Annotated in this window: 9 protein-coding genes; 1 reads left to right on the forward strand and 8 read right to left on the reverse strand. The window is 55.2% G+C overall.

Features of this window, described 5'->3' with window-relative positions; translation table 11 throughout:
• Positions 1–81: 81 nt before the first annotated feature.
• Positions 82–2,286 carry an FUSC family protein gene (locus tag QQM41_RS01710; RefSeq protein ID WP_339077540.1) on the forward strand — a complete coding sequence of 735 codons (2,205 nt, stop codon included), beginning with the start codon at positions 82–84 and terminating at the stop codon, positions 2,284–2,286.
• Between the two features lie 5 nt (positions 2,287–2,291).
• Here QQM41_RS01710 and QQM41_RS01715 read toward each other — a convergent pair whose 3' ends face one another.
• The 8 genes from QQM41_RS01715 to QQM41_RS01750 all read right to left on the reverse strand — a co-directional run bounded on the left by QQM41_RS01715 (position 2,292) and on the right by QQM41_RS01750 (position 12,314).
• The gene (locus QQM41_RS01715; RefSeq protein WP_087651409.1) at positions 2,292–3,326 is read right to left on the reverse strand and encodes an ion channel; all 1,035 of its coding nucleotides are present in this window, start codon (positions 3,324–3,326) and stop codon (positions 2,292–2,294) included.
• Positions 3,327–3,448: 122 nt separating this feature from the next.
• On the reverse strand, positions 3,449–4,825 hold the full coding sequence (locus QQM41_RS01720; RefSeq protein WP_339077541.1) for a discoidin domain-containing protein: 1,377 nt from the start codon (positions 4,823–4,825) through the stop codon (positions 3,449–3,451).
• 28 nt (positions 4,826–4,853) lie between these two features.
• Positions 4,854–5,792 (reverse strand): hypothetical protein, encoded by a 939-nt coding sequence (locus QQM41_RS01725; RefSeq protein ID WP_339077542.1) that lies wholly within the window; start codon positions 5,790–5,792, stop codon positions 4,854–4,856.
• Positions 5,789–6,739: an MlaD family protein gene (locus tag QQM41_RS01730; protein WP_050819530.1), complete on the reverse strand. Its 951-nt coding sequence runs from the start codon at positions 6,737–6,739 to the stop codon at positions 5,789–5,791. Before QQM41_RS01730 ends, QQM41_RS01725 begins: the two co-directional genes overlap by 4 nt.
• Positions 6,739–7,440: an ABC transporter ATP-binding protein gene (locus QQM41_RS01735; RefSeq protein ID WP_003628257.1), complete on the reverse strand. Its 702-nt coding sequence runs from the start codon at positions 7,438–7,440 to the stop codon at positions 6,739–6,741. Before QQM41_RS01735 ends, QQM41_RS01730 begins: the two co-directional genes overlap by 1 nt.
• Position 7,441: 1 nt before the next feature.
• Complete coding sequence (locus QQM41_RS01740) at positions 7,442–8,338, reverse strand: ABC transporter permease (protein WP_339077543.1); 897 nt, start codon at positions 8,336–8,338, stop codon at positions 7,442–7,444.
• Positions 8,335–10,653 (reverse strand): adenylate/guanylate cyclase domain-containing protein, encoded by a 2,319-nt coding sequence (locus tag QQM41_RS01745; protein ID WP_128105113.1) that lies wholly within the window; start codon positions 10,651–10,653, stop codon positions 8,335–8,337. Before QQM41_RS01745 ends, QQM41_RS01740 begins: the two co-directional genes overlap by 4 nt.
• 170 nt (positions 10,654–10,823) lie before the next feature.
• Positions 10,824–12,314 (reverse strand): Ppx/GppA family phosphatase, encoded by a 1,491-nt coding sequence (locus tag QQM41_RS01750; protein ID WP_339077544.1) that lies wholly within the window; start codon positions 12,312–12,314, stop codon positions 10,824–10,826.
• Between the last annotated feature and the right edge of the window lie 79 nt (positions 12,315–12,393).

Below are 12,393 nucleotides of genomic sequence, written 5' to 3' on the forward strand. Positions count from 1 at the left end.
GGGCTTTTGTTCCGGCTCTTTTTTTGTCAGATGCTCAAGAAATTGTTATAACAACATCTTCAATCTGGGGCATCTGGCTGCGTGGTTTCATTTTCATTTCCATTACAGTGGTATCGCGGCCTGCATGCCAGAATACACAGCGGCTCATCCTTTCCGCTGGCATGGCTGATTGCCCCGGCCCCGGCTGATCTGGGCTTTGCCCTCCGCACCACCGTGGCGGCCTTTATTGCCTTAAGCCTGGCCCTGTGGATGGAAATGGACAGCCCCCAATGGGCCGCCATGACCACGTGGATTGTGGCTCAGAACTCTCGCGGGCAAAGTCTTTCCAAAGCCAAATGGCGGTTAATTGGTACTTGCATTGGCGCAGTAGCCGGCATTGCGTTTCTGGCTGCGCTTCCGCAGGAGCCGGGGCTTGTTTTTCCGTTTCTTGCCCTATGGGCAGGTGGTTGCTGTGCCATTGCAACATTCCTGCGCAACTTTCGCTCTTACGCGCTGGTTCTGGTGTCCTTCACCACCACCATTATTGTGCTAAGCGCCGCTAATCAGCCCGACAACGTGTTTATGATTGCGCTTTCCCGCACCACTTACATTACGCTGGGTATTGTGTGTGAAAGCCTGCTGGCCGCCCTGTTTGCCCCACGCCTTGAACACGTGGCCCAACAGGAAATGCGAGAGCGCCTACTGGGTGCGCTACAAGGGGCATGTGCAGGTGTGCAAGGGCTGTTGCGCAACCAGCCCGATGGCCTGTTACGCTCCCGCGCGTTGCTGGGAAGTATTCCTTCACTGGCAGATCAGACAGAATTCAGTGAAATTGAAATGGGCCCCCACAACCATGCGGGAGACCACGCACGCGCCAGCCTGAATGCCGTTTCTGCCTTTCTGGCCCGTGGGATGACACTGCATATTCATATGCAGGCCGCCGCCCCCGTACCGCCAGACTTCCAGCAGGCTATTGATGATATTTGCGCGCTTCTCACCTCCTTACCGGCAGAGCTGGAACAAGATGCCACCATAAGCTCTGCCACACGGGCGCGCGCTCAAATCCGGCTTTACCGCACGCGCAGCCAACAACGCGGCATTGAGCGGCTCATACGGTTTCAACTCCTGCAACAGCAGAATGCACCCGCCACCCAGCAGCAACGGCGCGACCTGCTGGAAGGGCGTATTCTGGAATCTGCCCTCGCCAAACTGCTGATGGAACTAGACCTCGTTCTGGAACACTTTATTGCCACCCAAGCCCCCAGCAGAGCCGACCACTTTCGATTTGACCGTCACCCTGAAAAAGATGTGCTGCTGGCCACCAATAACGGCATCCGCTCCGCAGCCGCCATTTGCGCAGGTGGCTTGTTATGGGAAGTAACAGCATGGCCCGATGGTTCTACCCTTGCCATGTTTGTGGCTGTAACCACCACGCGCTTTTCTTCATTTGAAGATCCGGTACATGCGGCCAGCGGCTTTTTCCGTGGCGCAGTATGGGCGGCTGTTATTTCGTTCATTCTCAGCTTTGTGGTGCTACCTCAGCAATCTGGAGTGGAAACTCTGCTGGCATCACTCTTTTTTCCCATGCTGGTGGGGGGGCTGGCCTTACGTGCCCCAGGCAGCATTGCAGGCACAGCGGCGGCCTATAACAACTTTCTGCCCTTTATGGTGGGGCCAGCCAACCACACCCGCATGGATGAAATAACGTGGTTTAACACTACCCCCGCAGTTGTTCTGGGTATCGGGCTAGGGATATGGGCTTTCCGCCTTGTGTTGCCGTTTGATCCTGCAGGAGAACGCTGGAGGCTCCGCCGCAGAATGGTGCGTGATCTGCGCCTGATGGCCAAAGGCCGCATGACTTTTACATCTGCCCAGTGGATTGCCCGTTCGGGCGATAGGCTGGCCCAGATTATTCGCCATGCTGGCACCCATCCAAACGCTTTGGTGGAAGCCTATCTGACAGGCGCCATGAGCGCGATGACAACCGGCCTGCTGATTTTGCGCCTGCACAATGTGCTGTCTCACAAGCTTTTATCTGCCAATCAATGCCAGCAGATTACACATGTATTGGAAACAATCAGCCACATAAAAGGCTACACACAGGCCCCTGCCCTTGCTTCTGCCCAAGCCATGCAGGCCCTGTTACCGGCTGCCATGGCAGAACGAAATCTCTCTCAACAAATAGATCTTGTGCGGGCCATAGGGGCGCTGGAAGTCTTGCGGCATGAGTTTACAGCCCATGCCACATTTATGGATGTAACCCGGCGCTTTCATCTTACCAACGCCCCAGACCGGCTGGCAGCCTAAAACCCTTAGTGCTGCTCTACATCATGGAAGCGCGTGTAATCCACTGCAATGCGACCATCAGGGCGGGACACCACAATATCTACAAACCGATGGTTATTGCGCACACGGTCAAACCTGTAAGCCGTTCTGGCAAATACGGTTTGGCCTAGGGCTTCATCCGTACCGGTCACTGTTACAATAATTTCGGCTTCTTCGGCTTCCAGTTCTGCCATTGTCTTGCCGTGTAAGGGGCTGTCCGGCCCGATCACATGCGCCATAACAAAAGCAAACCGCAACACTGGCACATGAGACTGCACAAGCAAAAGCTGATCAAACTTGCGCACCAGATGCCCATTTTCCCCCATAACCAAGCGGGAAAGCGCCACTTCTACATCCACAGAAAGAATGACGCTGACACGCAAATTGGCTATGCGAATACACAGCGCAGGAATACCACTTTCACTGCTGACAACAGCAGTATTACTGAACATGATACGCGCACGCGGCCGGGCAAAACGGGCAAAGAGCAACCCCGTTGCTACGGCTGTCAGCATCATGCCGATAAACACTTCCAACGAGACAATGGCATTGGCGTAAATGCCTACGGGTGTCATGCCCCCGTAACCCACGGTGGAAAGGGTTTGCACACTGAAAAAGAACAGTGAAAGCAGCGTATGCTGGCTATCACTCGTAATCTGGTCTGGTGCGACCATATACAGCAGCGCAAATATAAAATTGATAAGCAGGTAAGAAAACACAGCCACAGCCGTAAATGCCGGCCAGCTTGCTGTCAGAGCGTGATGGTACAGATCTGTCCATACGCTATCTTTCAGCCCCACACGCACAACATCGTGGTGGCCTTTTTCTTCCACCAGCGCGTGGGCTCTAAAACGCTTGGCGGCTTCACGCGTACTTAAAGAAAAACGCCCGCCTTCCTTCTTTTTCTGCGCTGTGGAAGACCCGCCCACATCCTCCAGCGGCGTGTGACGAATTTCCTTATCAAGCTGGCTTTTCTTTCTGTACCTTCGCAATAGTCTTTTCATAATTACCGCTCCACGCACCGGCCCGGTATGGGGATGCGCCCTATAGTGCGGTGATACACGGCACAGCCTGAGTGTGCCTCAACATTTCTGCATGGAACCCCTGCAAGTTCCTATAAAAAACATAATAAAAAGCCACGCTTTTATTCAGAACGGCCTGCGTTTAGAAAACGTGTGGTTTTATAGATAAGTTTTTCAAAAAAACCGTTTTGCGCTCTCATACTGCCGCGCGCGCCTATCACTTCTACCTGATCCAGATGCAGCACCGTGTGCCCAAGCGCCTGCACACGCACAAAACGCGCCATAACAGGTTTGGGCAAAACCACACGCAAAGGTTGGGAATCCGCTCCGCCAAAATGCGTATCATCCCGTTTGGCAAAAACCGTGCGCCAATCCGTGCCATTATGAGAAACAAGAATATTTAGCTGCACACAGCATTCTTTCTGATCCAGCCGATTGTACAGCATAACTTCCTGCACGTTGCACATCTGCTCCAAATCAACCTGCCACCACGGATCATCTTCAAAATCTGTATGAAAACCGTAGCCGCCGTTTATCAGCCCATCGTTGCCACCAGAGGCTTCACGCGCGGCATCATGAGACCATGACCATTGAGATACGGTGGACAACATGGCTGGCCGATGGCGAGAAAGAATATTCCCGGTATCCTTGTTTAAATGAAACAAGGCCTGTTCCAGCTTATCAAGCGCCTGCGCACTTACCTGCGGGGGTGCGCAGGGCTGAAACGCACAAACCTCCGCCCAATATTGCGGATAGTGCTGCTGCACATAGGCATAACCTTGCCGATAAAGTTCTGCAAAACAGCTATCACGGTAATCCAGATACGTGCCCTGTGGGGTATATCCACCGTAAGACCACGTAGCCCCCACAACGCCCAAACCCGCTATAAAACGAAAATCATACTGGCTGATTTCCCCCAATGCGGAAGTGCGCTGCTGCCCTACCGGGCGTGTATGTTCTACCGGGGTGGCATCCATGATCCATATATCGCGCCAACCCAGCATCATGGGCCACAGCAGATCAAGCCCGAACCCTGTGCCTGCGCGTGAAAAGCGAAAAGTTGGCAGTGCCTGATGCAAAAAATCCCGCTGCATGCAGGGGGCCATGATTTCTGCAAATGTAGAGGCACGGGCCACAAAGTTTGTATTCTGCAATGTGGAAAGGTGGCTACAGAAAGAACCCGGGGTAAGCGCCGGTGCTGCCAATTTGGCGTTATACTGTTTGCAGGTCGCAAAAAAGCGGTTCCACGTTTCTGCCGTGGCGCGCAGATCATCATCCGGGAAGCAGATATAGTCGTACTGCTTCCAGCCATCCCATTCTGTTAGAAAACGATACAGGCCATCCCATTTATGGCCCGGCACCATCTGGCCGGTATGGCCCTGCATATCCACCGGTTGAAAGGGACATAACACCAGATCCCATTCTGGCACGCCCCCTTTCAGCCATTCCGGGTGCAGGGAATGGGCACCACAGCGTGCAATCATCAGGTTCCGCTGCATTGCCCCAGCCACTTACGCCTTACACGTTTTACTGTGCGTCTTTATCTTCAAACGGACGGAGGGACACACCCCCAGCATCCCGCGCCCATGCAGCGGCTTCATCTTCTGGCGGTACGTAATTGCCTTTGTTGATGGAACCATGCGCCAGTGTTTGCGCATCCATCCGGTTCAAGCCGCTAGACTGCGCTGCTGCACTTTGTGCTGCACGCTCCCACAACGCACGGGCCTTTTGCTGATCACCCTGAGCAGAAGCAATGCGCGCAGCAAGTGCCAGTGCACGCGCCATATCACGGTAAGATCCATCGTTACGCCGCAGATCTGCTGCCTGCACGGCCAAGGCTTCTGCCTGCTGTGGCGCAGATTGACGCAATACACGGGCCTGAATTTCCGCCTGATCTGCCTGCTGCGTGGCAGAAAGCGGCTTTTTAAGGCTGCCAAGATAGGCCGCAGCTTTTTGCAGATTGGCGCTATCGGATTGCGCATCTGCCGCCAGCCCCAGCACCAAAGCCGCCCGGCCTGCCAAAGCACTATCGGATGACTGCATGGCCTGCGTGGCAGATGATATGGCAGAACTGTAATGGCCCAACCTGTAATGGGCAGCAGCCTCTACCAGATCAAGCGAATAAAGCTGCGTTTGCCCACGCACACCGGCGGCCTGCCGTGTGGCCTGTGCTGTTTGCAACGCTTTATCCGGCGTGTTTGCTGCCAGTTGCGCCACGGCCAGATCATACCCGGCCTCGGTTATCGCGCTTACATCATCCCGCAGCAAAGCCAGATCTGCTGCTTTGCGATACTGCGTAACGGCTACGGTATAACGCCCGAGCTCAAAGGAATCTCGCCCGGCTGTCATGGCCTGATCCCACGCGGCATCATCCTGCGCGGTAGGCTTGTCCTGTGCAGCACCACCGCACCCGGCCAGCAGTAAAGGCAGGCACAAAACAGCCGCAGCGGGAGAAAAATACCTCATGGCCGCACCTGCTTTGGTGACAGACGGTTATGCCTTACCACTTTTTGCCCCCCCAGCAGCCACATGCCGCGCAGTTGGTCTGTTAGTTTTTCCAGCCCGTAAAGTGTGGTTTGCGCCTGCGCCAGCAATGCTGGCAGATCTGCGGTGCTGGCATCCAGATTAGCCGCAATACCCGGCAGATGCGGTGTGGCCCCCTTCAGATCGCGCGAGGCCCCTTTCAGGTTTGCCACCGTGGCATCGGTTTTGTTCATGATGCCGGAAATCTGGTTTTCAATCGGTTTCAGGCGGTCAATCACCCCATTGAGCGAAACAATGGTGGCTTCGGCCTGTTTGATCAGCTGATCATTCGTCATCAACTGCCCAACGGTGCCTTTGCCTGCGTGCATATCGCTAATGGTGCCATCAAGCTGCGCCATCATGTGCCGCGCACTTGCCAGTGCGGGCATGATTTCTGCCTGAATACTGTTAAGCGTGGCGGTAATCTGGTCTGCCGGGTTGGGGGCTGGTGTTGCGCTTACAACAGCGTAGCTCCAATCCATAGGCTCCCCATGCCCACGGCTGAGGTCCAGATAAGCGGCGCCGGTTACGATAAGCTGTTTACGGATAATGGCCGAACTATCACGCCGGATAAACGGCTTGGCCTGTGGGTCCAGATCCACCAAGGCATACATGTTGCCCGATGGATTGAGCTTGATGGAACGGATGGTACCGGCATGAGCACCCATAAGCTGCACATCGCCCCCAACCGTAAGGCCACCCACGCCAGAAGCTGGCAGCACCACACGCAAGCGTGCAGGTGGGGTAAGCCAATCTCGCAGCACGCCGGCTTCAATCACCGCGCCTGCAAAAATAACAAGGCTGAGAAGAACAAGAAATCCAACCCATTCATCTGCATAACGCAGAGAAATAAGAGGTTTCACTTTCTGTCTTAAGCGGAGCTGGAACATTATGCCATCCGTACTGCTACTAGGCCATCATCAGCAAGACGCCATGTGGAGGTAATACCCTGCCGGTAACTTTGCCAAACGGCATTGCTGCGCACCAGCCAGATTACGCCTGCCCCTCTATCCCGCGCTTCTGTAATTGAAGACAGGAAAGAGGTGTACAGTTCGGGCGGGCCACCCTCCAGCGGGTCTTCCAAAAGCAGCAAATGCGGCTGCCCCATAAAAGCCCGCACGCATGAAACGCGCGTAAGATCCGTATCTGAAAGCAGGGATGGGCTTACCGTGGGCACACCCGGCAGACCAAAACTTTCTGAACGCCGCACAGCCTCTGCCACCAGATCATCCAAAGTGCGGGTGGTGTGGTGCAACTGCTGCAAAATAATACCCAGATGTGTGGGCATAAACTCCGCCCAACTGGCGCGGCGAGTAATACGCCCGATACGCCCGCGCAGAGCGTTAAGCTCCCGATCCTGCAGGTTGGCCCAATCTAGCCCCATAAAGCTGACCTGCCCGCTTTCCAGCTCCACCATGCCACTGCACAAATCTGCAAACATGGTGGCGCGGCTTGGGTCTCGCGCTTCCACAATCATACATTCGCCGGGCATCAGCTTCATGTTGAAGGGCACTGGCGGCAAGCCGCTATCCTCAAATGAGGGCACTGCCTTGTTCAGTTCCAGAAGTGGGCCTGCTGAATACGTCTCCATCTTACAGATCCAGACTGAACAGAACGCTCACCATCATCACAATCAGCATCCCGCGGGAAAAGCCGCGTGGCAGCAAGGTGCGCAGTGAATCTTCGTTGGTGGCGGTCAGGCCCGTCAGGCAGCCGCCAAGCCCCACCACAAAACCAACCATGATGAACTTAAGCGGAATAACGGCATAATCCGTAACAGACATGGCCGCAGCCACATCATCCAAAAATGTCCAGATCGGGTTGGTGATCACGCCAGAAATACGGCTCATCATATACCCGGTTATCAGCGATGACATGGAGAACAGAATACCCAGCGTAAACCCGGCCACGGTAAACGCCAGCGTGCGTGGCAGCACCAGCATCAGGAACGGGTCCATCCCCACAGACTGCATGGAGCGCACCTGCCCGCCAATGGTCAGCAGCCCCAGCTCTGTGGCAGACAGCATGCCATTACGCCCCAGCAGCAGAATACCGACCAGAATGGGCGCAATTTCACGGATAACCACATTTACCAGAATGGAGCCTGTCATTTTGGCAAGGCCCGTAAGACCCAACCAGTAAATGACCTGAGAAACAGCCGCCACACCTGTAAGCATACCGGCAAACAGTGAAGCGCTAACACCACCGCCGATAATGTTGTTCATGGTGGTTACAAATTCATACCGCACGGTGCGGCGCCATGCGTGAGAGCGGAAGCTCTCAAAAATAACGCCCCAGCCTGCCCCCAGAACAACCAGAAAAAACCGGGCCTGCCTGCGCACAAGCCGACCGATCCATGCCAGCTTCCTGCGTATCCATTCATGCAACGGAACGCGCTTGGCGGGCTTGTGCGCATCTGTTTGCAGAATCAGATCTGGTTCATCATCCGACGGCGTGTTGGGGCCGCCTGTCTGCTGGCTCCCACTCATCGCCTTGCCGCCAATGTATAGGCACGCCCCAGCCCCAGATGCGGCGCAAAGAAGGACCCACGGCTACGGAACAGGTATCTGTCACGCAGCACGCCATAAACACGCTCTGTTACCTGAATGGTGCCGGGGTCTGCCGCACCCTGTGCCATCAGCTCGGCCAGAGAGACCGTTTGCCCCCACAGGTTAAACACCTTGGGTTCGTTCCCTACCGCACCACCAAATGCCGGGCCGTAATCAATACCCATGGTAAACACCGGCTCCAGATCTGCTGCGGCCAGTGATGCCATAAAGATTTCTCGCATTTTAAGTGCAGCATCTGCAACACGCACAATGGCCGTAACATCTGGCGTGGGTAGGCAACCTGCCATGCAGATCATACGGTGGCCGGCCACTTCCACGGCAAACAGTTTTTCTTCCTGCGCGACGGACTGCACATCTGCCGCCAACTGATTGATAAGTGCAATCAGGGCCTCTGTTTCTTTTTCCCCTTCCACTACGGGATCAGAGAACGTGATGACCAACACAGCAACAGATGGATAAATGCTGGCAGATGTAACGGCAGCGGCTTCTGGCGCCTTCATCAGCATATTATCAGATTTGGGCGCGGGCACATCCAGCGTGGCCACCTGCTGCCCGGCATCTACAATCTTGCCAGTTTGCGTATTCAGCAACTGCGCCTGTGCCGCAAAGCGCAGGGCGGCCACCCCGGCCATAAGATCAAGGAAGTACAGCAGATGCGGCTGCAGATGCGGATCTTCCAGCATGATCGCACCCTCTACCCCATGCGGGCCATGTACAGGGCAAACGGCCAATGCCTTTGTGCCCAACTCACGCATGGTCAAACGTTCAAACCGCGTAGTGCGCGGGTCTACGGCTGCATTTTCAACCGAGAACGCATTGCCTTCTTCAATGGCGGAAAAGAATGGTCCCAATTCTGTACGGGCCATTTCAAACCCGCCGGAATGTGTGTTTTGCGTTTGGTCATACGCATCTTCACACACCATGGCCGCACCATCGTGCAGAAAGCGCCAAAGCGTGGCACGCCGGGCACCTGTTACAAGCGTTAGCTGCTCTGTCAGGCTCAGGGGTTCCACAGTGGGGTCAAACAGACGCGGGGCAACGGCCACCTGCTGCACAGCAGAACTTTCGCGCTGAATCTGCTCTTTCTGCTTCACCAACAGGCGCGTGCTGGACTCTGTGCGCCGCACCTGCCGCACCAGCAACCCTGCAAGCACAAGCGAGAAAACCGTGATAATGGCCAAAAACTGCAAGCTCTGGTGGCTGCTTTGGCGTGCAAAGGACCCGAAATCACTTTCGGGAGCGGCCATCAGCAAAATCCAGCTATCAGAATAGCGCGGCAAAGCTGCGGCAATGGTGATGTAATCTGTGCCATCCCACGTAACATGCCGCGGCCCAACACCACGCACACGGTAGTGATCATACCCCAATGCAAACACCGGGTAGGCCTTGCGGTCCAGCACCATTTTATCCGGGTCCCACCCAGCGGCCTTGGCCTGCTGCGTAAGGTTTTTGCCGGCAATAAACAGGCCCCGGCTATCCACAATCATGGCGGAGCCGGTTTTACCAACCTTGATCTGATCCAGATACGAGCTGAGTTCGTTGAGCGAAATATTGGTGGCAAACACCATTGTATGGCCAGCGTCTGTCTTGAACCTTAGGGAACTGGTCATGACAAACTGGCTGGTGGTGGGGAACAGATGCGGCTTGGTCCAGGTTACCTTATCTGTTCCGGCTGTATTCTTGTACCAATCACGCGTGCGAGGGTCATACCCCTTGGCATCTTCTTCCGTTTCGGAAATTTTCTGCCCGCTATCATCCCAGAACGCATGATGGAAATATGTGTGGCCGTTTTTTTCAATCAGACGCACATGTTCCTGCACGCCCTTTTGCGCTGCACGGGCGATGAGCATGAAATGCCCTTCATCATCCGCCAGATAAAAGGACTGAAGCTGCGGGATCTTGCGCAGCATGGTGCTGCCGTAGGAATAGAAAACCTTGTCTTCCACCTGTGCAGGGGCATGTTCGATCATGCCAGAGGCAATCAAGTTACCGGTAGCGGCTGGCAGAATGTAATCTGTAACCTGCTGCACAATATATTGCTGCACAGCACCCATAAGTTGGTGCGTAAGGGTGGAAACACCCTCCTTGGTGGTACGGTATGAATTGACACCTACCAGCGCAATGGCCAGCACGGCCATAACCGTAACAACAAAGGGTAGAACAAGATGCAGCAGAACTCTTCGGACAGAAGCATCGTGTTGGACTGTGGGATCTATGATCTCTTCAGAAGCCACGAGATAAGGTTCCGCTGCTTTACCGGTTATTCAAAACCTGATTCTGGCGGACAGTTACAGCAAACCGGCCAACCCACCGCGCCACTGCACCATATCAGGATGTATAAACCGTAATGTGCCCCGATAGGTGGGGGTTGTCCACCCCGCACCTGTATCCTGTCTAGGGCATATCAACCAAGCAGTTCAATCTCGAAACGTGTTGCAACACCCAAGGCCTGGCCCAGACGTTCCAACCCACGGCGCACGCTTTCCCCTTTCACCGCCACGCGGGCAGATGTCAGAATAAGCACCAGCGCATCTTCCTCCCATTCAAGGGATGTGCCTTCCAGCAACCGCCCAGCACCGCCGGAAAGAGAATACGCCAGACGCAGGGCCAGCCCGAGCACCACAGCACTTTTCCAGTCCTGCTCACTCAATAATGCACGAGAGGTTGCCAGAAAAGGGGCCTGCTGATCTGCGGCATAACGAACAGCCAGCGCCAGCGCCAACCATGCGCGGGAAGGGTGATCAAACCCACCGCTTTGCACACGCAGAATACGCCAATACGTCTGCTCGGCCCGATATTCCGGGTGATCGTGGCTGCCGATATCAGACAGATAACATGCCAGATGACGCAGATATTTTTCTTCCGCCGTTTCCTCCGGCCGCAAAAAATCTGTCCACTGCATCAAGGCATAGGGCAGCGAGTTGCTGCGCCCAAAACGGGCACACATTTCACGCGCCACCACGTCCATCGGGTTCTGGGCCAGAATATCCGGCGCAACGTTGAGCATGTACCAGCCCTCGCGCAGGCCATCCACGCAAAAGACGATCTTGTCCGGCTGCACCTTTTTCATCAGCCGCCGCAATACCATGGCGGCAAAAGGTGTATCATCCAACCGTTTGCGGGGTGCACCGGGCAGACGTTCCAGACTGCGGCGCGAGCTGTTTTGCAGCCAGCCCGTCATTTCCCGCGCTTCCTGCACATCCATTGTATAATAGTGCACAATGTTGAGCGGATATTGCGTGCGCGCAATCTGAAGCCGCGCCAACGCACGGAAAGCCCCACCCACCAGATAAAGCGTGCTGCCTTTTACCTTGGGCAGCCATTCTACGCCGCCAATATCCTTATCCGCCAGTGTTTTGGCTTTATCCAGATCTCGGCCAGAACGGTCTGCCAGCCGGATCATCCCCAGTGGCAGGGTTGTGGCATCATGCCGCCCTTGTGGCGTAAGGTGAATAAGCTCCAAAGAGCCACCGCCCACATCGGCCACCAACCCGGATGCACCGGGAATACCGCACATAACGCCTATGGCGGAATGATCGGCTTCTTCCTTACCGGAAAGAATGCGGATAGGCACACCGGGCATGCTTTCACGCAGGGTTTGCACAAAAGCTGGGCCATTGCTGGCATCCCGCACAGCGGCGGTTGCCAGAATTTCAAACGGATCGGCCTTCATGGCGCGGGCAATGGCATGGAAGCGGCTGAGCACTTCCTTGGCCATTTCCACGCCTTCTTCATTCAGCTTCCCGGTTTCGGGCAGCCCACGCCCCAAACGCAGCACGGCTTTTTCATTGAAAATGGGAAGTGGATTGCGCGAACGCCCTTCAAAAACCACAAGCCTTACGGAATTGGAGCCAAGATCCACCACTGCGGAACGGCACGGTTGATCAGCCTCCATCAGAAGCCCCTCCCCGTTTGCAAAAACTGACTGCGCAGCTTGGAACAACGGGGATGAGATAATCCCGACGCAAGAAAAA

This window comes from Acetobacter sp. AC2005 (assembly GCF_037901235.1).
Lineage (GTDB): Bacteria > Pseudomonadota > Alphaproteobacteria > Acetobacterales > Acetobacteraceae > Acetobacter > Acetobacter oryzoeni.